The sequence below is a fragment of the Ornithinimicrobium cerasi genome, assembly GCF_003702705.1.
GTDB lineage: Bacteria > Actinomycetota > Actinomycetes > Actinomycetales > Dermatophilaceae > Ornithinicoccus > Ornithinicoccus cerasi.
Genome location: NZ_QZMN01000010.1, coordinates 102286 through 124794, shown reverse-complemented (window position 1 = coordinate 124794; position 22509 = coordinate 102286). Strand labels below are relative to the sequence as shown.

Annotated in this window: 22 protein-coding genes; 16 read left to right on the top strand and 6 right to left on the bottom strand. The window is 73.6% G+C overall.

Annotated features, from left to right (window positions below; translation table 11 throughout):
- Window positions 1-41: 41 nt before the first annotated feature.
- Window positions 42-797, bottom strand: a complete 756-nt coding sequence (locus tag D4B81_RS12835; RefSeq protein ID WP_202613686.1) for an IclR family transcriptional regulator — start codon at window positions 795-797, stop codon at window positions 42-44.
- Window positions 798-884: 87 nt separating this feature from the next.
- Between D4B81_RS12835 and D4B81_RS12830 the strand changes: the two genes are divergently transcribed.
- The 6 genes from D4B81_RS12830 to D4B81_RS12805 are packed head-to-tail and all read left to right on the top strand — an operon-like array spanning window position 885 to window position 8319.
- Window positions 885-2150: an ABC transporter substrate-binding protein gene (locus D4B81_RS12830; RefSeq protein WP_122263000.1), complete on the top strand. Its 1266-nt coding sequence runs from the start codon at window positions 885-887 to the stop codon at window positions 2148-2150.
- On the top strand, window positions 2147-3016 hold the full coding sequence (locus tag D4B81_RS12825) for a branched-chain amino acid ABC transporter permease (RefSeq protein WP_122262999.1): 870 nt from the start codon (window positions 2147-2149) through the stop codon (window positions 3014-3016). Before D4B81_RS12830 ends, D4B81_RS12825 begins: the two co-directional genes overlap by 4 nt.
- A complete protein-coding gene (locus D4B81_RS12820) occupies window positions 3016-4884 on the top strand; it encodes a branched-chain amino acid ABC transporter ATP-binding protein/permease (protein WP_122262998.1) in 1869 nt (622 codons plus the stop codon). The genes D4B81_RS12825 and D4B81_RS12820 overlap by 1 nt, the downstream gene beginning before the upstream one ends.
- Window positions 4881-5702 carry an ABC transporter ATP-binding protein gene (locus D4B81_RS12815; RefSeq protein ID WP_122262997.1) on the top strand — a complete coding sequence of 274 codons (822 nt, stop codon included), beginning with the start codon at window positions 4881-4883 and terminating at the stop codon, window positions 5700-5702. The genes D4B81_RS12820 and D4B81_RS12815 overlap by 4 nt, the downstream gene beginning before the upstream one ends.
- Complete coding sequence (locus tag D4B81_RS12810) at window positions 5699-6655, top strand: MBL fold metallo-hydrolase (protein WP_122262996.1); 957 nt, start codon at window positions 5699-5701, stop codon at window positions 6653-6655. The genes D4B81_RS12815 and D4B81_RS12810 overlap by 4 nt, the downstream gene beginning before the upstream one ends.
- A 5-nt stretch (window positions 6656-6660) precedes the next feature.
- Window positions 6661-8319 (top strand): FAD-dependent monooxygenase, encoded by a 1659-nt coding sequence (locus tag D4B81_RS12805; RefSeq protein WP_122262995.1) that lies wholly within the window; start codon window positions 6661-6663, stop codon window positions 8317-8319.
- A 9-nt stretch (window positions 8320-8328) separates the two neighbouring features.
- Here D4B81_RS12805 and D4B81_RS12800 read toward each other — a convergent pair whose 3' ends face one another.
- Window positions 8329-9585: an ATP-grasp domain-containing protein gene (locus tag D4B81_RS12800; protein ID WP_122262994.1), complete on the bottom strand. Its 1257-nt coding sequence runs from the start codon at window positions 9583-9585 to the stop codon at window positions 8329-8331.
- Between the two features lie 114 nt (window positions 9586-9699).
- On the opposite strand from D4B81_RS12800, the gene D4B81_RS12795 reads away from it, so the two are divergent.
- Both D4B81_RS12795 and D4B81_RS12790 read left to right on the top strand, forming a co-directional pair.
- Window positions 9700-10107: an ArsR/SmtB family transcription factor gene (locus D4B81_RS12795; RefSeq protein ID WP_202613685.1), complete on the top strand. Its 408-nt coding sequence runs from the start codon at window positions 9700-9702 to the stop codon at window positions 10105-10107.
- On the top strand, window positions 10104-10745 hold the full coding sequence (locus tag D4B81_RS12790; protein WP_122262992.1) for an SRPBCC family protein: 642 nt from the start codon (window positions 10104-10106) through the stop codon (window positions 10743-10745). Before D4B81_RS12795 ends, D4B81_RS12790 begins: the two co-directional genes overlap by 4 nt.
- 253 nt (window positions 10746-10998) lie before the next feature.
- Here D4B81_RS12790 and D4B81_RS12785 read toward each other — a convergent pair whose 3' ends face one another.
- The gene (locus tag D4B81_RS12785) at window positions 10999-11742 is read right to left on the bottom strand and encodes an esterase family protein (RefSeq protein ID WP_097188776.1); all 744 of its coding nucleotides are present in this window, start codon (window positions 11740-11742) and stop codon (window positions 10999-11001) included.
- Window positions 11743-12017: 275 nt separating this feature from the next.
- On the opposite strand from D4B81_RS12785, the gene D4B81_RS12780 reads away from it, so the two are divergent.
- The 7 genes from D4B81_RS12780 to D4B81_RS12750 all read left to right on the top strand — a co-directional run bounded on the left by D4B81_RS12780 (window position 12018) and on the right by D4B81_RS12750 (window position 19494).
- Window positions 12018-13442 carry a sensor histidine kinase gene (locus D4B81_RS12780; RefSeq protein ID WP_122262991.1) on the top strand — a complete coding sequence of 475 codons (1425 nt, stop codon included), beginning with the start codon at window positions 12018-12020 and terminating at the stop codon, window positions 13440-13442.
- On the top strand, window positions 13439-14104 hold the full coding sequence (locus D4B81_RS12775; protein ID WP_122262990.1) for a response regulator transcription factor: 666 nt from the start codon (window positions 13439-13441) through the stop codon (window positions 14102-14104). The genes D4B81_RS12780 and D4B81_RS12775 overlap by 4 nt, the downstream gene beginning before the upstream one ends.
- Before the next feature lie 410 nt (window positions 14105-14514).
- Window positions 14515-15267, top strand: coding sequence for a 4-hydroxy-tetrahydrodipicolinate reductase (locus D4B81_RS12770; RefSeq protein ID WP_122262989.1), 753 nt, complete (start codon window positions 14515-14517; stop codon window positions 15265-15267).
- 45 nt (window positions 15268-15312) lie between these two features.
- On the top strand, window positions 15313-16302 hold the full coding sequence (dapA, locus tag D4B81_RS12765; RefSeq protein ID WP_122262988.1) for a 4-hydroxy-tetrahydrodipicolinate synthase: 990 nt from the start codon (window positions 15313-15315) through the stop codon (window positions 16300-16302).
- Window positions 16303-16307: 5 nt separating this feature from the next.
- Window positions 16308-17123 (top strand): 2,3,4,5-tetrahydropyridine-2,6-dicarboxylate N-succinyltransferase, encoded by an 816-nt coding sequence (locus D4B81_RS12760; RefSeq protein ID WP_237565982.1) that lies wholly within the window; start codon window positions 16308-16310, stop codon window positions 17121-17123.
- Complete coding sequence (locus tag D4B81_RS12755) at window positions 17120-18280, top strand: pyridoxal phosphate-dependent aminotransferase (protein WP_122262987.1); 1161 nt, start codon at window positions 17120-17122, stop codon at window positions 18278-18280. Before D4B81_RS12760 ends, D4B81_RS12755 begins: the two co-directional genes overlap by 4 nt.
- Window positions 18277-19494 (top strand): alanine racemase, encoded by a 1218-nt coding sequence (locus tag D4B81_RS12750; protein ID WP_122262986.1) that lies wholly within the window; start codon window positions 18277-18279, stop codon window positions 19492-19494. Before D4B81_RS12755 ends, D4B81_RS12750 begins: the two co-directional genes overlap by 4 nt.
- 42 nt (window positions 19495-19536) lie before the next feature.
- On the opposite strand, the gene D4B81_RS12745 is transcribed toward D4B81_RS12750, so the two are convergent.
- Both D4B81_RS12745 and D4B81_RS12740 read right to left on the bottom strand, forming a co-directional pair.
- Complete coding sequence (locus D4B81_RS12745) at window positions 19537-19863, bottom strand: type II toxin-antitoxin system PemK/MazF family toxin (RefSeq protein ID WP_237565981.1); 327 nt, start codon at window positions 19861-19863, stop codon at window positions 19537-19539.
- On the bottom strand, window positions 19847-20077 hold the full coding sequence (locus tag D4B81_RS12740) for a hypothetical protein (protein WP_122262985.1): 231 nt from the start codon (window positions 20075-20077) through the stop codon (window positions 19847-19849). Before D4B81_RS12740 ends, D4B81_RS12745 begins: the two co-directional genes overlap by 17 nt.
- A 94-nt stretch (window positions 20078-20171) precedes the next feature.
- Here D4B81_RS12740 and ligD point away from each other — a divergent pair, with 94 nt between their 5' ends.
- Window positions 20172-21812 carry a non-homologous end-joining DNA ligase gene (ligD, locus tag D4B81_RS12735; RefSeq protein WP_122263021.1) on the top strand — a complete coding sequence of 547 codons (1641 nt, stop codon included), beginning with the start codon at window positions 20172-20174 and terminating at the stop codon, window positions 21810-21812.
- 189 nt (window positions 21813-22001) lie between these two features.
- On the opposite strand, the gene D4B81_RS12730 is transcribed toward ligD, so the two are convergent.
- Entirely contained in the window at window positions 22002-22496 is a 495-nt protein-coding gene (locus tag D4B81_RS12730) for an Lrp/AsnC family transcriptional regulator (protein ID WP_122262984.1), read from the bottom strand.
- Window positions 22497-22509 lie beyond the last annotated feature (13 nt).

Here is a 22509-nt window from a genome sequence, read left to right as displayed (position 1 = left end):
GGTGTCGCCAGGGCAGCAGCAGCCCACCCCGGGCGTCGGCGTCAGGCTCCGGCGAGCGCGTCCTCGGTGGCCCGCGCCGCCGCCGTCAGGTGAGGGGCGAGGTCCTCGGCCGGGGTGTCCCCGACGTAGACGACGCAGATCGCGCCGACGCACGCCCCCGTGCGGTCCCTGAGGGGCGCAGCGCACGACCGGTAGCCGGGGATGACCTCCCCGTGGGACCGGGTCCAGCCGCGCCGGCGGGCCTCCTCGACCTCGGGGCGCTCCCCCTCGACCGGGGGCCTCCCGGCGAGGATCGCCAGGCCCGGGGCGCCGGCCGACAGCGGGTGCTGCACGCCCGGGCGGTAGGACACGTGGGCCAGCGAGCGCCGCGGCTCCTCCACGTCGAGGGTCACGGCGAGATCACCCTCCGGAACCACGACGAACGCGGTCATGCCGGTCCGCCGGGCGAGCTCGACCAGAGGTGAGGCGGCGGCGGTACGCAGGCTGGGGAAGACGGTGCGGGCCAGCACCGCCAGGCGCGCGCCGGGCCGGTAGCGCCCGTCCGCGGCGCGGCTCAGCAGGCGGTGGTGCTCCAGGGTGCGGACCATCCGGTAGACGATCGAGCGGTGCAGGCCGGTCCGGTCGACGAGGTCGGCCACGCTCAGCGGTTCCTGGGCCTCGGTCACGGCCTCCAGGACGAGCAGGCCGCGGTCCAGGGTCTGCGACCCGATGCCGTCCGGCAGCCCGCCCGCGGGCAACCCCGCCGCGGTCGCGACCGGGCCCAGGTCACCCCGATCTCTCGGGCCGGTGCGGTCCACCCTTGCCACTGTGGTGCCTCCGTCATACTCTGTGACCGTTAATCGAAGCGCAGCGCTCTACTATAGAGCACGACGAAGGAGTCCGACATGCGCCGCACTGCTGGCCCCCACACCTCCGGCCCCGCCGCCGCACGACGCACGCTCGTCGCCCTCGCGGCCGCCCTGGCTCTCACCGCCTCCGGGTGCGCGGAGGAGACGGCCGACCCTGGGGCCGGGGGCGACGGCGCGACCGGCAGCGCCGGCGGCGGTGACGAGTCGGGCCCCGTCAAGATGGGGGTCGTCCTCGACATCACCGGAGCGGGTGCCTCCCTGGGCGTCGCCGAGCGCGAGACGATCGAGCTGCTCGCCGAGCAGGTCAACGACGAGGGCGGCATCGGCGGCCGCGAGCTCGAGGTGATCATCGAGGACAACCAGTCGACCGAGGACGGCGCGGCCAAGGCGACCAACAAGCTGCTGACGACGGACGAGGTGCACATCCTCCTCGGCGCGTCCCGGACCGGGCCCAGCCTCGCGATGCGGCCGCTCGCGGAGCAGGCCGAGATCCCGATGATCTCCCTCGCCGCCAACCAGAAGATCGTCGACGGCTCGGAGTGGGTGTTCAAGACCGCCCAGAACGACCGCGTCGTCCTGGAGAAGATGGTCGACGACATGGCCGCCAAGGGCTACACGAAGGTCGCCGTGGCCCGTGACGCCTCCGGCTTCGGCGAGGGCATCCCGGAGATGCTCACCGAGATCGGCTCCGACGCCGGCATCGAGGTGACCGCCGTCGAGAAGTTCGCCCCCGACGCCACCGACTTCACCGCGCAGATGGTCAACGTGCGCGACGCCAACCCCGACGCCGTCCTCATCTGGGGCATCCCGCCGGCCGCCGCGCTCGCGCAGAAGGCCTACGTCCAGCTCGGCATCGACAAGCCGGTCTACCAGTCGCACGGCATCGGCAACCAGGTCTTCCTCGACGAGGCGGGCGAGTCCGCGGAGGGCCTGCTCGCCCCGCTCGGCAAGATGCTCGTCGCCGACCAGCTGCCCGACGACGACCCGCAGAAGGAGGTCGTCAACACCTTCGTCTCCGACTACGAGGCGAAGTGGGACAAGAAGCCCTCGACCTTCGCCGGCCACGCCTACGACGGCTTCTGGATCGCCGTCAACGCGATCGAGGAGGCGGGCACCGACCCGCAGGCGCTGCGCGACGCCATCGAGGCGACGGCCGACTGGCCCGGCGTCTCCGGCATCTTCACGATGACCCCCGAGGACCACTCCGGCCTGACCAAGGACGCCCTCGTCCTCGTCGAGATCCAGGACGGTGGCTGGACCATCGCCGAGGGTGCGGACGCGGCCGGGTCCACCGGTCGATGACCGACCTGCTGCAGCTGACCTTCTCGGGGTTGGCGCAGGGAGCGGTCTACGGCCTGATCGCGCTCGGGTTCGTCGCGATCTTCTCGGTCCGGGAGATCGTCAACCTCGCCCAGGGCGAGTACGCCGCCCTGGCCGGCCTCGCCGCGATCAGCGGCGTGGCGGCAGGGTTGCCGCTCCTCGTGGTCATCCTCCTCGTCGTGCCCTTCGTCGTCCTCGTCTCGGTGCTCATCGAGCGGGTGGCGATCGCCCCGGTGAAGAAGATGACCCCCCTGGTCTCGATCATCCTCACGCTCGGCGTCTCGACCGCCCTCAAGGCGATCATGCTGCTGGTCTGGGGCCCGGAGGCCCGCAGCCTCTCGACCTTCCCCGGGCAGAACTTCACGGTCGCGGGGGTGAGCATCCGCTCCCAGGAGCTGTGGATCCTCGGCATCGCCGCCGTCCTCGGGTATGCCGTGGTCTGGTTCTACGAGCACACCCTCCACGGCAAGGCGCTGCGGGCCTGCGCGGAGCAGCCGGTGGCGGCCCGCCTCGTCGGCATCTCCCCCCGCACGGCGACCATGGTCGCCTTCGCCATCGCCGGCCTCGTGGGCGCCGTGGCCGGCGTCATCGGCTCGCCGATCTACTTCGCCTCCTGGGAGCACGGGCTGACCCTCGGCCTCAAGGGCTTCGTCGCCGCCACCCTCGGCGGGCTGGTCTCCTTCCGCGTCGCCTTCATCGGTGGCCTGATGCTCGGTGTGCTCGAGAACCTCGTGGCGGGCTACCTCGACTCCGGCTACCGCGACGCCGTGGCCTTCATCGTCCTCGTCCTCGTCCTGGTCCTGCGCCCGCAGGGTCTGGCGCTCCGCGGGAGCGGGGTGCGCGTCTGATGCCCCGGCTCCGCACGCTGCTCCCCTACCTGCTGCTCGTCGTCGGCCTCGTCCTGTTCCCGCTCGTGGCCTCGACCAACCTCGTCAACATCGGCGTCTACGTCCTGATCTTCACCGTCGCCGCGGTCGGGCTCTCCCTCCTCATGGGTCTCGCCGGCCAGGTCAGCCTGGGCCAGGCGGCGTTCTTCGCCGTCGGCGCCTACACCCAGGCGATCCTCGTGACCAAGCACGGCTGGTCCATGCTGGCCGCCCTGCCCGTCGCGGTGGCCGCGGCGATGCTCCTGGCGCTGCTCGTCGGCGTGCCCCTGCTCCGGCTGCGCGGGCACTTCCTCGCGCTCGCGACGCTCGGGCTGGGCATCATCGTCACCGTCGTCGTCCGTGAGCTCGACTACACCGGCGGCACCAGCGGGATCTTCGGCATCCCCAAGCCGGAGTTCGGCGGGCGCGTCTACAACACGCCCGCGGAGTTCTTCTGGCTTCTGGCACCGGTGGTCGTGCTCTCGATCGCCCTCGCCCAGAAGCTCACCCACTCCCGCATCGGCCGCGCCCTCGGGGCCGTGAACGACTCCGAGGTGGCGGCCGAGTGCCTCGGTGTCGACACCTCCGGGCTGCGGCTGCGGGTCTTCGTCCTCGCCGCCGGCTACGCCGGGCTCGCGGGCGTCTTCTACGCCCACTGGCTCGCCGTCGTCAGCCCCGAGGCCGCCAACTTCCCCCTGTCGGTCTCGTTCCTGCTCATGGTGGTCCTCGGCGGCCTGGGCACCGTCTGGGGAGCGCTCACCGGCGCCATCCTGGTGGAGACCCTCGACGAGGGCATGCGGACCCTCATCCCCCAGATCATCCCCGGCGCCTCCGGCGAGGTGCAGCTGCTCGGGTTCGGCGTCGTCCTGGTCCTGGTCATCATCCTCGTCCCGGGCGGCCTGGCCCAGCTGTGGTCCGCCCTGGTCCGCCGGTTCCGTGGCACCCGCGCCGACCCCGGCGTCGCCGAGGACGCGCCGGCCGCCCTCGGGGAGGAGCTGGACGACCTGCTCGCCCAGGCCGACGTGCCCGAGCGGGGATCGCCGATCCTGCAGGTCCGGGGGCTCACCAAGCGCTACGGCGGGGTCGTCGCGCTGTCCGAGGTGGACCTCGACGTCCACGCCGGCGAGATCGTCGCGCTCATCGGCCCCAACGGCGCCGGCAAGACGACCGCGTTCAACATCATCACCGGCGTGATGGGTCCCACCGAGGGGTCGGTCACCGTCCGCGGCCAGGAGGTGCAGGGCCGCCGGCCGCACGTCGTCGCCGCCCTCGGGGCGACCCGCACCTTCCAGAACCTGCAGGTCTTCCGCAGCAGCACCGTCCGCGGCAACGTCATGGTGGCGCGCCACCTGCGCAGCCGGGCGGGGCTGGTGCCCGGGATGCTCGGGCTCGACCTCGCCGAGGAGCGCCGCACCCGCCGGGAGGCCGACCGGGTGCTCACCGCCACCGGGCTGGCCGCCCACGCCGACCGCCCGATCACCGCCCTCTCCTTCGGCCAGCAGCGGCAGGTGGAGGTCGCCCGGGCCCTGGCCCTCGCGCCGAGCCTGCTGCTCCTGGACGAGCCGATGGCCGGGCTGTCCTCGGGCGAGCGCGACCACCTGGGCGAGATGCTCCGGCGGGTCCGCGGCGCGGGCATCGCGGTCCTGCTCGTCGAGCACGACGTCGCCGCCGTCATGGCGCTGGCCGACCGCATCGTCGTCCTCGACGACGGGGTGCGGATCGCCGAGGGCACCCCCGCCGAGATCCGCCGCGACCCGGCCGTCATCGCCGCCTACCTCGGCTCCGACGAGGACGACGACGCCGTCGTCCACACACGCTCCGGACCGGCCAGGGAAGGAGACCAGCGATGAGCCTCGTCGTCCGCGACCTCACCGCCTCCTACGAGGGGCTCGCCGTCCTCCACGGCGTGAGCCTGCAGGTCGACCCGGGAGAGATCGTCGCCATGGTCGGCGCCAACGGCGCGGGCAAGACGACGGTCCTGCGCGCCGTCTCGGGCCTGCTCCAGCCGACGGGCGGCAGCGTGCACCTCGACGACCGCGAGATCACCCGGCTGGGAGCCGAGCGGATCTCCGCCCTCGGCCTGGCCCACGTCCCGGAGAACCGGCTCGTCTTCCCCTCCTTGTCCGTCGAGGACAACCTCCAGCTGGGTGGGTGGAACCGCAAGCGGGACAAGAGGTATGCCGAGCGCCGCGCCGCCGCGCTCGAGCTCTTCCCCCGCCTCGCGGACCGGATCGCCCTGCAGGCCGGTGCCCTCTCCGGCGGCGAGCAGCAGATGCTGGCGATGGCCCGCGGCCTGATGGCCGACCCCTCCGTCATCGTGCTCGACGAGCCGAGCCTGGGCCTGGCCCCGAAGGTCGTGGGCGAGATCGTCGCGGCGCTCGCGCACCTGCGCGACAACCGCAACCTCGCGGTGCTGCTCGTCGAGCAGAACATCCGCGCGGCGTTCTCGGTCGCCGACCGCGCCGTCGTCATGGAGCGCGGGCGGGTCCTCGTCGAGGGGACGGTCGAGCAGCTGCGCGACGACCCACGCGTGCAGGCGGCCTACCTGGGCGGCAGCGCGACCACGATGCCGGAGGACAACGTCCGGCGGGTGGCCACGGCGGTGGCGCGCTACGACCACGAGGTGCACGATCCCCCCGCCGGACCACCCCCAGGAGACCCGCGATGACCAAGAGCTTCGCCTCCAGCGCCGACCTCACCGACAAGCAGGCCCGGATCGAGGTCCTGGCCCCCGGCGTCTACGCCCGCACCGCCGAGGGCGACCCCAACGTCGGGGCGATCGAGGGTGAGGACTTCCTCGTCTGCTTCGAGGCGCTGGCCACGCCGGCGGCCGCGGAGGAGTGGCTGACCGCCCTGCGGGAGCTGACCGACAAGCCCGTGCGCCACCTCGTCCTCAGCCACTACCACGCGGTGCGGGTCCTCGGCGCGGCGGCGTTCGGGGCCGCGGAGATCATCGCCCACGAGCTGACCAGGGACCTCATCGCCGAGCGGGGCCAGCAGGACTGGGAGTCCGAGTACGGCCGGATGCCGCGGCTCTTCAAGCACCCCGAGACCATCCCCGGGCTGACCTGGCCGACGGTCACCTTCTCCGACCGGCTGGTCATCCCCCTCGGCGGGGAGCGCGGCGACCTGGTGCTGCAGTACTGCGGTCGCGGCCACACCGAGGGTGACGTCGTCGCCTGGCTGCCGCAGCAGCGCATCCTCTTCGCGGGGGACCTCGTCGAGGCGCAGGCCGCGCTCTACACCGGCGACGCCTTCCACCACGACTGGATGGGTCCCACCCTCGACCGCGTCGCCGCGCTCGGCGCCGACCAGCTCGTCGGCGGCCGGGGTGAGGTCGTCACCGGTGACGGCGTCGCGGCGGCCGTCGCGCAGACCCGACACTTCCTGAGCGAGATGGTCCGCTGCGTCCGGGAGGTGCACGACCGGCAGGGCAGCCTCAAGGAGGCCTTCGACGCCACCCACGCCGCCCTCTCGCCGGACTACGGCCACTGGCCGATCTTCGAGCACACCCTCCCCTTCGACGTGTCCCGCGTGTGGGACGAGCTCTCCGGCGTGGAGCGTCCGGTCATCTGGACGGCGGAGCGTGACCGCTCCGTCTGGGACCAGCTCCAGGGCTGAGCAGGATGACCTCCGCCACACCCCCGCCGCCGCCCCCACCCCCGGCCCAACCCGTGGTCGTCGCGGGAAACGGGCCGGTCGGCCAGACCGCGGCCCTCCTGCTGGCGCGCCACGGCATACCCGTGGTCCTGCTGGACGGGCGTCCCCGGCGCGACCCCGAGGGCAGCAAGGCGATCTGCCAGCAGCGCGACGTCCTCGACGTCTGGGCCTGGGCCGGGGTGCCGCAGATCGCCGAGGAGGGGCTGACGTGGACCCGCGCGCGCACCTTCTACCGCACCCACGAGCTCTTCAGCATCGACCTGCCGGACCCTGGCGCCTCCCCGATGCCGCCCTTCGTCAACATCTCCCAGAGCCGCACCGAGGAGCTGCTCGACGAGCGGATCGCCGGGGAGCCGCTGGTGGAGGTGCGGTGGGGCTGGACGGTCGAGGACCGCCAGGACCACGACACCCACGTCCGCGTGCGCTGCAGCACCCCGCACGGTCCCGACGACGTGGACGGCAGCTACCTCGTCGCCTGCGGCGGGGCACGCGGGTCGGCGCTGCGCACGGCCCTGGACGTCACCTTCCCCGGCCGGACCTTCGACGAGGCCTTCCTCATCTGCGACATCCGCGCCGACCTGCCGGGCTGGGAGAGCGAGCGGCGGTTCTACTTCGACCCGACGTGGAACCCCGGCCGGCAGGTGCTCATCCACCCCTGCCCAGGGTCGGTCCACCGGATCGACTGGCAGGTGGACCCGACGTTCGACCTCCAGGTGGCGCGACGGGACGGGAGCCTCGACCAGCGGATCCAGCAGGTCCTCGGGCCGGACGTCCCCTACGAGGTCGTGTGGAGCTCCGTCTACCGCTTCCACGCCCGGCTGGCCTCGCACTTCCGCGTCGGACGCGCGCTGCTGGCCGGTGACGTGGCCCACCTCGTCTCGCCGTTCGGCGCGCGCGGGCTCAACTCGGGGGTCGGCGACGTCGACAACCTCGTCTGGAAGCTGGTCGCGGTGCTGCGCGGGTGGGCGGAGGACTCCCTGCTCGACAGCTACGAGGTCGAGCGGCGGGCGGCGGCGCGCGAGAACCTCGAGGTCACCACCGCGACCATGGACTTCCTCGTGCCGCGCACCCCCGCCGCCGCCGAGGCGCGCCATACCCTCCTCACCGCCGCCGTCCACGACGAGGCGGCGCGCGACCGGGTCGACTCGGGTCGTCTCGCGGAGCCCTTCTGGTATGTCGACTCCCCCCTCACCACGCCCGACCCGTCCCGCCCGTGGCCGGGGCGGCCGCCACGGGGCGAGCCACCGGCACCGGTCCCGGGCGTGGTGCTCCCCGATGCCGCCCTGGAGGTCGACGACGCGTCACTGGCGGACCTGGAGGTCCGACCGACCTTCGGCCGGCTGCGGATGCGCGACCTGGTGCGCGGGAGGCTGAGCCTGCTCGTCGACTCCGCGGACGCCGCCGCCGCCGCACGCCGCACCCTGGACCAGACGCTGCCCGAGGGGGCGCCCGGGACCGTCGTCGACCTCTCGACCCTCCCCGGCGCCGAGGCCGTGATGGCCGGGCTGGCCTGGGAGGAGGGCGACTGGTGGCTCGTGCGCCCCGACGCGCACACCGCCGCCCGACTCCCCGGCGGCGAGGGTGCCGCGGAGGCCGTCGCGCGCGTGCTCGGGCGCCGGGGGTAGGTCAGGGGGTCAGCGGGCGCCGCGCAGGATCTGCTGGTCCTTGACCCACAGGCCGGTGAGCCCGCGGAAGTGCGCCATGAACTGCTCGTGCTCGTGCTGCGGGTAGGTCGCCCGGACCGTGTCGGTGAGCAGGGTGTCGAACGCCGGCGAGGCGACCCACTCCAGCACCCGCTCGGGCAGGTGCGACAGGTTGTCCTCGCACCACTGCCAGTAGCGCTCGGAGTCGAACTCCTGGTCGGCCAGCGCCCGGTAGGCCTGCATCTTCTCCAGGTAGCTGCGGTCCGGGTCGTCGGCGATGTCGAAGTAGGCCCGCGGCGAGCGCACCCCGATGAAGCTCTTGCGACCCGTCACCAGGCAGTAGGCCGACCAGCGCACCAGCGCGGTCATCGCCCACGGGAAGTAGTAGTGCAGCGAGGTCACCGCGACGTCGGGGCACGCGTTGGCGTAGTCGATCGGGTGCACGTCGTCACCCCGGACCAGCATCTCGCAGCTGTTGAACTCCCAGCCGAAGAAGGCGTTGACCACCTTGCTGACCGTCTCGGTCTCCCACCCGGCCTGCTGGGAGAGGAAGTTGTGCGTGACGGCATACCGGGAGTGCATCGGCTCGCCGGGCCGGAAGTCCATGACCATCGTCTCGGGACCGATCGAGAGCGCGCGGGCGAAGTGGTCGTAGTCGATCGTCGCCTGCAGGTGCATGAGCATGTTGCCGGACTCGTCGTAGGACCGGTGCAGCGACTCGCGGTCGTCGACGCGGGACACGCCGCGCCAGCCGCCGCCGTCGAAGGGCTTCATGTAGAGCGGGTAGCCCACCTCGTCGGCGATCGCGTCGAGGTCGAACGGGTCGTTGTACTTCGCCGAGGTGTAGGCCCAGCGCACGTTGTCGACCGGGTTCTTGTAGGGGACGAGGACCGTCTTGGGGATCTTCATCCCGAGCCGCAGCATCGCGCAGTAGGCGCTGTGCTTCTCCATCGCCTGGAAGGTGAACGGGCTGTTCAGCAGGTACGTGTCGTTCATCAGCGCGGCCTTCTTCAGCCACTCGCGCGGGTGGTAGTACCAGTACGCGAGCCGGTCGATGACCATCTCGTGCCGGACGTCGTCGGTGAGGTCGAAGGGGTGGATCCGCACCCGCTCGGTCTCCAGCGTGTGGGTCGTCCCACCCGCCTTCAGCGGCCCCACCATCTTCAGGATCGCCTCGAAGGCACGCGGCCAGTCCTCCTCCGCACCGAGCAGCAGACCGACCAGGTGGGAGCGCACGTCATTGGTCATGGCCAGAACCTATCCCCTCGGCCACCGTCCCGTCAGGAGGTGGCCCGGGTGCCCCGTCACCTGCACTATATATAAGACTTGACTTATGTATGTCGTGGCGCCAGGATGGGGTGCGTGGACGTCTTCGAGGTGCTGGCCGAGCCGGTCCGCCGGCGCGTCCTCGAGCACCTCGCCCGCGGCGGGGAGCTCTCGGCGGGCGGTGTCGTGGCCCTGGTCCGGGAGGAGTTCGGGATCAGCCAGCCGGCGGTCTCGCAGCACCTGCGCGTCCTGCGCGACGCCGACCTCGTCACCGTCCGGCAGGAGGGCACCCGCCGCATCTACGGCCTGCGCGAGGAGCCGCTCGCCGAGGCCGAGCGCTGGCTCGCCGACGTGCGCGGCTTCTGGTCGCAGCGCCTCGACGCGCTCGGGACCGAGCTCGCGAGAGGCCGGCGGCAGCGGCGGGCGCCCGCCGGGGCGCGCGCGCACGGCATACCCCAGACCGGTGCGGCAGCCGCCGCGCCCGACCCCAGGAGGATGGCATGAAGGACCTGCTCGAGGAGCTGACCTCGGTGGAGCGCACGGTGCGCGACGGCGAGGTGCCGGCGGGGCCGGCGAAGGTGGTGCTGCTGACGCGCACGTACCCCGCGGCCGCCGACGACGTGTGGGACGCGCTGACCGACCGGGACCGGCTGGCGCGGTGGTTCCTGCCGGTGAGCGGGGACCTGGAGGTCGGCGGGCGCTTCCAGGTCGAGGGCAACGCCGGCGGCGTGGTCCGCGAGTGCGAGGCGCCGCGGCGCCTCGTCGTGACGTGGGAGATGGGCCCCGCCGGCCCCGCGGACACGTCGCTGGTCGAGGTGCGCCTGACCGAGGACGGCGCGAGCACCCGGCTCGAGCTCGAGCACCGGGCCCAGGTGCCGCCGGAGATGTGGGACGAGTTCGGTCCGGGCGCGGTCGGCGTCGGCTGGGACGGCGCGCTGCTGGGTCTCGCCCTGCACCTCGCGGGGCAGGAGCTGGGGATGTCGCCGGAGGAGGTCGCGGCCCATCCGGCGGTGCGGGAGTTCAACACCCGGGCGGCACGGGCCTGGGGCGAGGCGCAGCTGGCGGCGGGTGACGACGCCGCCCGCGTCGAGGCGAACGTCGCGGCGACGACGGGGTTCTACGTGCCTCCGGCGGAGGGCTGAGCCGGGCTGCCCCCGCCGGCCGTCCCGGAGCAGACCTCACTCGCCTGAGTGGGTCGTGCACGGCATCCGGGCGGTCGGTGGGCGTCGGCCACGCACGTGAGTGGGTCGTGCACGGCATACCGGCGGTCGGCGGGCGTCGGCCACGCACGTGAGTGGCGCGTGGACGGCATACCGGGCGGTCGGCGGGCGTCGGCCACGCACGTGAGTGGCGCGTGACCGGCATACCGGGGAGCGTGGTGCCCCCGGGCGCCGCTCAGCAGAAGCGGGGCAGGTGGTGCGCGAGCTGCTTGCGCCACCACGGCCAGTCGTGCGCGCTGTCGAAGCCCCAGAGGTCGAACTCGTGCGGGATCTGCTTCTCCGCGAGGACCGCCGCCATCCGCTGGGCGCCGGGCAGCGACTGCGTCGGGTGCACCTCGAAGGCGCCCTGGCCGCAGACCAGCACGACGTTGGCGTGCTCGCGCACCCAGCGCAGGTGCTCGCCCTCCATGTTGGCGACGTAGGCCGTCGGGTTGGCGAAGTAGGTGGCCTCGCCCATCTCGCCCCACGCGTGCCAGGAGGTCGGGTCGTAGTTGCCGGAGAGGCCGATGGCGACGCGGACGACGTCCGGGCGCTTCAGACCGAGGTGGACCGCGTGGTAGGCGCCCATGCTGCAGCCGGTGGCGACGATCCCGGCGTGCCCGGGCGAGTCGGCGTCGATGCGCGGGACGACGGTGTCGAGGATCCAGGACTCGAAGGCGCCGTGGCGGCGGGCGCGGTCCTCGGTGGGCAGGCTGTTGTCGGACCAGGTCAGGTGGTCGAAGGCGTCGACGCAGTAGAGCTTGACCCGACCGGCCTCGAGGAGCGGCGCGACCGCCTCGACCATGCCGTTGTTCTCGAAGTCCCACGCGCGCCCGGCCTCGGAGGCGAAGACCAGGACAGGCCGCCCCCAGTGGCCGTAGCGGATGACGGTCCCGCGCCCGATCCCCAACGTGTCGAGGTCGACCTGCACCCGCTCCATGGAGTGTCCTCTCGCGTGTCCCGTCCCCCGGGTCGACCGGGGGCTCCAGCCTGCCACACCCGGGCGACGGCCCCGCGGACGGGATGAAGATCCTCCCCGAGGATGACGGAAGGTCCGGATCGGACGAGGACACTAGCAGGGTGCAACCGCAGGACGCGGTTGTCGCGCGTGCCCGTCCCTGCCGCGGCAGGGGGCGGCAGGGTCGGGCATGACGCGTCGCGGCGTGCCCGTGGTCACCTACGGTGGAGCCGGCAGCGACGGAGAGGCAAGGCACGATGGCGCAGCACGACCAGGTCTCGGGGCCGGAGGCCCGTGAGCGCCGCTGGCCGCGCGGACCGTCGTGGCTCCCCCAGGTGCCCTACGTCGCCGTGACGCTCGTGGCCACCGCGCTCGACCTCTACATGACCATCCCCCCGGCCGACCTGCGGGACGGCCACCACTACCTGATGTGGGGGCGGCTGGACGTCTCCGTGTGGAACGTCGTCGTGACCATGGGGGTGGTGTGGCTCGGCGTGGTCCTGCTGCGTCGCCGGCACCCGTTGGCGGTCCTCGTGACCATCTCGGGCGCCAGCGTCGCCCTGACGGCGAGCACCGAGTGGTCGCAGCCGATCTCGGCCGTGCTCGTCGTGCTCTATACCGCCGCCCGCAGCCTCCCCCCACGACCCGCCCTCGTGGCCCTGGCCGTCGGGTCCGCACCGTTGTGGTCCGGTCCGGCGCTCCGGGTCGGCGAGCTCACGAGCCTCGACGTCGTCCTGGGGATGGCGATCCTCTTCTGCGTGGCGCTGGGGGTGTGGTTGTTCGGCCGACGGGAGAACCGCGCCGACCGGACGACCGCGCAGCTGCGCGACGAGCTCGAGGCGCTGGGCCAGGAGGCCGCGACGCAGGAGCGGCAGCGGATCGCCCGCGAGCTGCACGACATCCTCGCCCACTCGGTGAGCGCGATGATGATGCAGGCGGCGGGCGCGGCCGCGCTGACCCGCACGATCGCCGGCGACCAGGCGACGGAACCTCGGCTCGGCACCGTCGAGGCGGCACTGACGACCATCGAGCGCACGGGTGCGCAGAGCATGCGCGAGCTGCACCGCCTGCTCAGCGCCCTGCGGGAGGACGGCGACGGGACGCTGGTGCTCGACGTCACCGAGGACGGCGGCCGGCGACCGGGCATCGGGGACATCGACGCGCTGGCCGAGCTGACGCGGCAGAGCGGCCTCGTCGTCCAGATCCACCGTGCGGGCGAGGCCGTCGAGCTCGACCCCTCGGTGCGGCTGGCGGGCTATCGCGTGGCCCAGGAGTCCCTCGCCAACGCCATGAAGCACGCCGGACGGGGCGCCGTCGTCGACCTCTTCAAGAGCTGGCAGCCGGACCGGCTCCAGCTGCAGGTCCGCAGCCGCGGCGGCCACGACGGCGCGCGCCCCGGCACCCCGGGCAGCGGCACCGGCCTGGTGGGGCTGCGGGAGCGGGTCGAGCTCGTGGGCGGGACGTTCGAGGCGGACTGGGTCGGGGACGAGTTCGTCACGACCGCCGTGCTGCCGCTCACCGCGCCACGGACGGCGGGCGGGCGTGGCGATGGCGAGCGCGTCGAGACCGGGCGCGCCGAGGGCGGGCGCGCCGAGGGCGGGCACGGCGAGGGCGGGCGTGTCGAGGGCGGGCGGCCGACGCACATCCGGTCGGTGGACGACCCCGCGGACGGGGCCGCATGACGATCAGGGTGGTGATCGCCGACGACCAGCGCGAGGTACGCGACGGCCTGACGATGATGCTCGCCGCCGAGCCGGACATCGAGGTGGTCGGGGTCGCCGAGGACGGGGTCCAGGCCGTGGCCCTCGCCGCGCGGGAGGAGCCGGACGTGGTCGTCATGGACTTCCGGATGCCCGGCGTCGACGGCGTCGAGGCGACCCGTCGGATCACGGCGGACCGCGAGGACGCCGACGCGATGACCGCCGTGCTGGTGCTCACGACGTTCGACCACGACACCGCCCTCTACGGCGCACTGCGGGCGGGCGCGTCCGGCTTCATGCTCAAGCAGTCCGCCCCCGCCCACCTCGGCGAGGTCATCCGGCTCATCGCGACCGGTGACAGCTGGATCGACCACAGCGTCGCCGGCAAGGTGATCAGCCGCTTGCGCGAGACGTCACCGCAGGACCGCAGCGGCCGGCCCCGCCTCGACATGCTCACCCCGCGCGAGGTCGAGGTCCTGCGGCTGCTCGCCGACGCCCCGTCCAACACCGAGCTCGCCGCCGCGCTGTTCGTCTCGGAGTCGACGGTCAAGACGCACATCTCGCGGATGCTCATGAAGACCGGCTCCCACGAACGCGCCCAGCTCGTCGCCCTAGCCTTCCGCTCCGGGCTCGTGCGCCCCTGACGGCCTGCCGCACCGGTCGCGCCGCGCGCCCCCTCCCCTCCTCCTTGCCCCGCGCCGCCGCCTCCCTCCTTGCCCCGCGCCGCCGCCTCCCTCGCGGCGGCCCCCTTCCCCGCAACTCACAGGAGGCAAGCCGTTCCTGACGGGTCATGCATCCGCCCGTCATCACGTTTTGCGCCTGTGAGTTGGGGGGTGGCGGTGCTGGTCCCTGGGCGGCGGGTGGGGGGTGCGGCGGGTGGGCGGGCGGGCGGCACCGCCGCGTACCGACTTTCGACCCCCGCCCGGCCGATCGTCCGGCCACCGGCCGCCGGGGCCGGACGATCTCGAGGCTCGCTCCCCTCCTGGCGGGAAAAGCGCTCTGACCTGCACAAACACGACCCGGAGGGCCGTCCGGGGAGCTGCATACTGGTCGGGTGCCCACCACTCTCGGACTCCTCGGCACCGGACGCCTCGGCTCGGCGATCCGGGACCTCGCCGACGCGCGCGGCGACGTCACGACGGCCTGGGCGGTCGGGCGCGGGACGCCGCCGGCCGACCGCGTGGACGTCGCGGTCGACGTCAGCCACCCGGACGCCGTCGCCCACCACCTCGCCTGGGCGCAGGCCACCGGCACGCCGCTCGTCGTCGGCACCACCGGCTGGGACCCCGCGCTGCTTCGCGACGACGTCGGCGTCCCCGTCCTCGTGGCACCCAACTTCTCCCTCGGCGTCGCCCTGGTGCGCCGGCTGGCTCACGCCCTCGGCGGGTATGCCGCGTCGGCACCGGTCGACGTCGACCTCGCCGTCACCGAGTCGCACCACCGCTCCAAGGTGGACTCCCCCAGCGGCACCGCCCTCGCCCTGCGCGAGGCGCTGGCCGAGGGGGCGGGCCGGACGAGCGACACCGTGCAGACGACGAGCCTGCGTGTGGGCGGGGTCGTCGGCGAGCACGAGGTCCTCGCGGTCTCCGAGCTGGAGACGATCACGCTGCGCCACGTGGCCCACGACCGCCGGCTCTTCGCCACCGGCGCCCTGACCGCCGCGCTCTGGCTCGCCGGCCGAACGGCTCCCGGCCGCTACACCCTCGACGACCTGGCCGAGGACACCCTGCGCCACCTCCTCGTCCCGACCGCTCGCCCCTCCCTCGCTCACCGCCCCGCCGCTCCTGCGGCCGGCAGCGCCGCCTGACCGACGCCAGCACGGCATACCCCTCTCCCCGAAAGGACGGCCGCCATGACCAGCAGCCTCCCCGCTCCCCCCTTCACCGGCCTCGGCGTCGCCCTCGCGACGCCGTTCACCACGGGCACCGACGCCGTGGGTGGGGCGCGCACGCCGCAGGTCGACCACCCGGCGTTCGGGCGGCTCGTGCGGCACGTCCTCGCCGGGGGCCGGGGCGTCGACCACCTCGTCGTCCTCGGCTCCACCGGCGAGGCCGCGACGGTCTCCGACGTGGAGCGGCTCGCGCTCGTGCGGCAGGCCGTCGAGCTGGCCCGGGAGGCCGGGCACGGCACCCCGGTGGTCGTCGGGGTCGGGCACAACGACACCCTCCGCACCTGCGAGCTCGCCGCCCAGGCGGCCGCGTCCGGCGCCGACGGTCTGCTCGTCGTCACTCCCTACTACAACAAGCCCCAGGTCAGCGGGCTGGTCGCGCACTACCGTGCCGTCGCCGAGGCCGCGCCGGGGCTGCCGATCATCGCCTACAACGTGCCGGGACGCACCGGCTGCAACATCACCCCGGCCGCGATGCGGCAGATCTGGGCCGTCGACCAGGTCGTCGCGCTCAAGGAGAGCTCCGGCGACGTCCGGCAGATCGCGCGGCTGTGCCAGGAGGCGCCGGAGGGCCGCGTCGTGCTCGCCGGCGACGACGACCTCGCGCTCGCGGCGATCGCCGTCGGCGCCCGGGGGCTGATCTCGGTCACCGCCAACGTCGCCCCGGTCGAGACCCGTCGCCTCGTGCACGCCGCCACGGCGGGCGACCTGACCGCCGCACGGGACGCGGCGGCGCTGCTGGCGCCGGTGATGGACGCGATGTTCGTCGAGACCAACCCGGTGCCGCTCAAGGCCGCCCTCGCGTGCCTCGGCCTGTCCACCGCCACGGTCCGGCTCCCGCTGTCGCCGGCCGAGCCGGGCACGTGGACGCAGGTGCAGCGCGCCCTGGCCGGGCTCCAGGCGCACCGCCGCACCGAGCGCCTCAGCCAGCGCCTCGTCGGGCTGGCGTCGTGACGGCCGTGACCGGACCACGCACCTCGCTGGAGGACTTCTTCACCCACGGCCTCGACAGCGCTCCCGAGCACGAGACGCTCGAGCGGGTGGCCCAGCTGCTCGACGCGCTCGAGCGCGGGGTCGTCCGCGCCGCCTCGCGCACGCCGGAGGGCACCTGGCGCTCGCACGCCTGGGTCAAGCGCGGCATCCTCGCCGCCTTCCGGCACAGCGAGACGGTCGAGCTCGACTGGCCCGGCGGTGCCGTGGACAGGTCCCTCGTGCCGGCGCGGCGGTTCGGCCTGGCCGACGGCGTGCGACTCGTCCCCGGCGGCACGTCCGTGCGACGGGGCGCCCACCTCGCGCGCGGGGTGGTCGTCATGCCCCCGAGCTACGTCAACGTGGGTGCGTCGGTGGGCCGGGGCACGATGGTCGACAGCCACGTGCTCGTCGGCTCGTGCGCCCAGGTGGGCAGCGACGTCCACCTCTCGACCGCCGTCCAGCTCGGTGGCGTGCTCGAGCCCGTCGGCGCCCGTCCGGTCGTCGTCGAGGACGGGGTCTTCGTCGGCGCGCAGTGCGGGCTCTACGAGGGCGTCGTCGTCCGCGAGCGCGCGGTGCTGGCACCCGGCGTCGTCCTCACCGCCGGCACGACGATCTACGACCTCGTCCACCAGACCGAGCTGCGGGGCGAGGTCCCGGAGGGCGCGGTCGTGGTGCCCGGGTCGCGCCCGGCCCGCGGCGACTACGCGGACGTGCTCGGCCTCTCCCTCTACGCGCCCGTCGTCGTCAAGTACCGCGACGGCTCCACCGACGCCGCCACGACGCTCGAGGGCGCCCTGCGGTGAGCGCCCCGACCCCGACGGTGGGCGGCCCGAGCCTCTCGCCCATCCGGCGCATGGCCCTCGGCGCACCCCCCGGCACGGTCAGCCTCGCCCTCGGCGAGCCGGGCTGGCCGCTGCCCCAGGTCGCGCGCCAGGCCCTGCGCGACCTCGGCGGGACGGACGCCCGCCTCCCCTACGGACCCAACTCCGGTCGCCCCGACCTCGTCGAGGCCGTCGCGGCGTTCTCCGCGAGGTCCGCCCACCCCGACGGGTCCGCCGTGTCACCGGAGCAGGTCATGGTCACTTCGGGGAGCCAGGCGGCGCTCTTCGCGCTCTTCCGGGCCCACGCCACCCGGGGCTCCGACGTCCTCGTCCCCGACCCCGGGTTCGTCTCCTACGTCTCGCTGGCCGGGCTCTGCGGCGCCCGGGCCGTCCCCTACCCGCTCGGCCCCGGCGGCGACCTCGACGCGGAGGCGCTCGTGCGGACCCTGGGGACGACACGGCATACCTCCGTCGTGGTCCTCAACCACCCCGCCAACCCCACGGGGGGTATGGCGAGCGCCAGGGGCCTCGCGACCGTCGCCGAGGCGTGCGCACGGGCGGGTGCGCTGCTCGTCAGCGACGAGGTCTACAAGGAGCTGTGGCTCGATGCCGCGCCCGTCGGTCTGCACGACGTGGCGGGCGTCGAGGCGGGCGTCGTGCTCGGCTCGCTGAGCAAGGCGTTCGGCGCGCCCGGGCTGCGCATCGGCTGGGCGGTCGGGGACCCCGAGGTCCTCGCCCCCGCGCGCATCGTCCACAACGCCATGACCACCGCGCCCGCGCAGCCGTCGCAGGATGCGGCGGTGGCGCTGCTCGGTGCGGCCGACCGTGTGCTGCCCGGGGCGCGGGAGCACGTACGGCGGCGCTGGGCGACGCTCGCCCGGGTCGCCCCCGGCCTGTCCGCGACGGCGGGCGACGGCCCGCGGGCCGGGTTCTACCTGTGGCTCCCGCTGCCCGGTGGTGTCCCGGCGGAGGAGACGGAGGCGTTCGCCCTGCGGGTGCGCGACGAGAGCCTGGTCACGACGGTCCCGGGGTCGGCGTTCGGAGCGCGCGGCGCCGGCTTCCTGCGGGTCAGCCTCGGCGGCCCTCTGGAGGAGCTCGAGGAAGGACTGCGGCGCCTGGCGCCCTGGTGGGAGGCATGATCCTGACCGCTGCGACGACCGACCTGTTCGCCTTCGACGAGGAGCGGCTGCTGGAGCTGGCGAGCGCGCACGCCTCGCCGTTCTTCGCCTACGACCTCGCCGCCGCGCGGGAGCGCTACCGCCGGCTGCGCAGGGCGCTGCCCGCCCGGGTCCGGCTCGCCTACGCCGTGAAGTCCAACCCCGGTCTGCCGCTGCTGGAGACGTTCGCGGCCGAGGGTGCGTGGTTCGACTGCGCGAGCGCCGGCGAGGTCTCCGCGGTGCTGGCGGCGGGGGGCACCGGCTCCGGCATGGTCGTGGCGGGACCGGCCAAGTCCGAGCGCGACCTGCAGGCGGCGCTGTTCGCCGGCGCACGGGTCCAGGTGGACGGCATCGAGGACGTCGCCCGGCTGCACGCGCTGCACACCGGGGACCGGCCGCTCCCGGTGAGCGTCCGGGTCAACCCCGCGTCAGGTGTGTCGGAGGGCGCGACGATCATCGGTGGTGGCGGCCCGAGCGCGTTCGGCGTGGACGAGGAGGATCTCGAGGCGTTCGTGGCCGAGGCGGCGCACCACGGGCGGGTGCGGATCACCGGCCTGCAGGTCTTCGCCGCGAGCAACGAGCTCGACGCCGGGCGCCTGCTGACCAACCACCGGACCTCGATGGTCATCGCGCGCCGGCTGCAGGAGCTGCTGGGGCGCGAGCTCGACCTCGTCGACCTCGGGGGCGGGCTCGGGGTGCGGTATGCCGTGAGCGAGCCGTCGCTGGACGTGCGCGCCCTCGGCGCGGGGCTGGGTCGCGTGCTCGACGAGAACCCCTGGTTCACCGGTGAGCTGCTGCTGGAGCCGGGCCGGTGGCTGTCCGCCCCGACCGGCGTCTACTGCGCCCGGGTGGTGCGCACGAAGGTCTCGCGGGGCGAGCGGTTCGTCATGCTCGAGGGCGGGATCAACCACCTGCTGCGCCCGCTGATGACCGGGCAGTCGTTCCCCACGCTGGCGGTCCGGCCGGGTGTCGGCGTCCTGGGAGGTGGTGCCTCCTGCGACCGACCCGACCTCCTGCCGACGACCCTCGCCGGCCCGCTGTGCACCTCCCTGGACCGCGTCGGCACCGGCGACCTGCCTGCCGACCTGCGCCCGGGTGACGTCGTCGTGTTCGGCCAGGCCGGTGCCTACGCCTACACGCAGGCGATGACCCACTTCCTCTCCCACCCGGCCCCGGACCAGGTCTGGGTGGGGTGACCGGTTAGCGCGGGACCGAGGAGACCCTCCGTGCTGGCCAGGTCAGCGAAGGTCGAGCGCCAGCACCATCTCCAGGGCCTGGTCGACCGCTCGGTGGTCGTCGCGGCCCAGGTGTCCCACGAGACGTCCCAGGCGGTTCACGTCGATCGTGCGCAGCTGCTCGACGAGGACGCACGTCCGCTCACCCCCGACCTCGACCTCCGGGCGGAAGATCCTCGGTGGGGCCGAGCGGGACGTTGGTGCGAGGACGACCGTAGAGAGGGGGAGGTCGTCCGACTGGACGATGACTCCCAGCCGACGCCCCCGCTGCTCGTGCCCCCTGGCGCCCCCGGGCGCAGGGACCTCGTAGACGTCACCCCTGATCCACATCGGCCCACTCCTCCATGGCGCGACGCACGGCCTCCCGGTCCGAAGGGTCGGCCATGGCACGTCGGGCATCCAGGCGCATCGTCTCCCGGCGACGCAGCCGCACCGCCTCCACGAGCGCCCGCCGCACCGCCTCCGAGGTGCTCGTCCCGTCGGCAGTCAGCTCCGCCAACGCCTGCTCGGCCTCCCCCGAGATCCGCACGTTCACCACACCCATGCTGCCACCCTAGCCGATGTCACACAGATGTCACACACTGTTCCTGTGGACACGACCGCACCGTGGACCCCCCTCCCGTGGCACCGTGAGCACCATGGTGCGCGAGCGGCATACCTCCCCGGCGGAGCCGCCGTCCCCGCCTGCGGACCCCGACCCGTTGGCCCGCTACCAGCGGATGCGCGACTTCACACGCACGCCCGAACCGAGCGGCGGACCCAGCCCCGCCGACGCCTCCGGGGAGCGGGTCTTCGTCGTGCAGCGCCACCGGGCCACGCGGCTGCACTACGACTTCCGCCTCGAGGTCGACGGGGTCCTCGCCAGCTGGGCGGTGCCCAAGGGCCCGACGCTGGACCCGGAGGTCCGCCGGCTGGCGATCCACGTCGAGGACCACCCCATGGAGTACCTCCACTTCGAGGGCGTCATCCCCTCCGGTGAGTACGGCGGCGGTGACGTGATCGTCTGGGACACCGGGACCTGGGACTCGCACGACGAGGACGTCACGGCGGCGCTCCGCGCGGGGACGCTGCACGTGCGGCTGCACGGGGAGAAGCTGAGCGGGGAGTTCATGCTGGTCCGCACCGCACGGCAGGAGGGGGACAAGGAGCAGTGGCTGCTCTTCCACAAGCACGACGGGCACGTCGTCCCGGGGTGGGACGCCGAGGACCACCCCCGCTCGGTGCTGACCGGCCGTACCAACGAGGAGGTGAGGGCCGACCCCGACCGTCTCTGGCACTCCGACCGGCCCGCGGCTGAGGCAGAGGAGTCGCTCCGCGTGGAGGTGCCGCACCCGCCGACCGCGGAGCAGATCGCGGCGCTGGATGCGCTCGGCGCGGAGGGCCGCTGGGAGGTCTTCGGCCGGACGCTGAAGGTGACCAACCTCGACAAGGTCCTCTTCCCCGCTCGCGAGGGCGAGGAGCCGGTCACCAAGCGCGACCTGATCAGGTATGCCGCACAGGTCGCCCCGGTCTCCCTCCCCTACCTGGCCGGGCGGGCGCTCAACCTGCACCGCTACCCCGACGGCGCGGACAAGAAGGGTTTCTGGCACAAGGAGCTCCCCTCGCACGCGCCCGGCTGGCTGCCCCGCTGGGACAACCCGGGCGCCGGACCCGGGGAGACGAGGACCTACCTCGTCGTCGACGAGGCTGCGGCCCTGGTGTGGGCCGCGAACCTCGGCGCGCTGGAGTGGCACCCGTGGACGTCGAGGACGACCGCGCCGGACCACCCGTCCTCCGTGATGTTCGACATCGACCCCGGGGAGCGCACCACCTGGGAGGAGACGCTGGTCCTCGCCCGCCTGCACCGGACGGCCTTCGAGCACCTGCAGCTGCGCGCCTACTTCAAGGTGACCGGTCAGCGCGGGATCCAGGTGTGGGTGCCGATCCAGCTGGGTCCGAGCTTCGAGGACACACGCCGCTGGGCCGAGAAGGTGTCCCGGAGCATCGGGGCCGTGGTGCCCGACCTGGTCAGCTGGAGCTGGGAGGTCTCGGCCCGCAAAGGACTCGCTCGGCTCGACTACACCCAGAACGCGGTCAACAAGACTCTCGTGGCGCCCTACAGCCCCAGGCCGGCCGCGGGGGCGCCGGTCTCGGTGCCGATCACCTGGGACGAGCTGGACGACCCCGACCTCCGGCCCGACCGGTGGACCATCCGCACCGTGCCGGACCGACTGGCTGAGCAGGGCGACCCGTTCCGGGGCGTCCAGCGCGCCGACCAGCAGCTGCCGCGCGTGCGGTGAGGCACGGATGCCCCCGGACCACGTGACACTGGTCCCGCGCATGACCCAATGGGTCGACTGGTTCACCCTCAGATCCACTGAGTCTGATGGTTCATCCTCGGAGCCGATGAGTCTGCTGGTTCACCCCGCGGACCAATGAGTCGACTGGGTCGGGCGGTGAACCACTGTCACGTCCCCGGAGCGCATGGGTCACCCTGTGGTCCACTCGTCGAAGATCAGCCAGGTCCGCGTCGCGCGGACGCCGGGCACCGCCTGGATCTGCTCCAGGACCACGTCGCGCAGCTCGTGGTTGTCGTGCGCCCGCACCTGGACGAGGATGTCGAACTCGGCGCCGACGAGCGCGATGCGCTCCACGCCGGGGAGGTCCGAGAGCGCCTGGGCGACGCGACGCCAGCTGTCCTGCTCGATGCTCACCGACACGAACGCCGAGGTCGCCAGACCCATCCGGTCCGGGTCCACCGTCGCGGTGAAGCCGGTGATGACGCCGTCCCGCTGGAGGCGCTCGAGGCGGGCGTAGGCGTTGGCCCGCGAGATGTGCACCTGCTCCGCCAGGGCGCGCACGGAGAGCCGGCCGTCCAGGCGGAGGGCGCCGACGATCTGGCGGTCGGTGTCGTCGAGGTGCGCCGCGTGTCTCGACGGTGACCCGATGAGGGGTGGCTGCCCGGACGATCTGCTCTCATCCATCCCCTGATCGTGC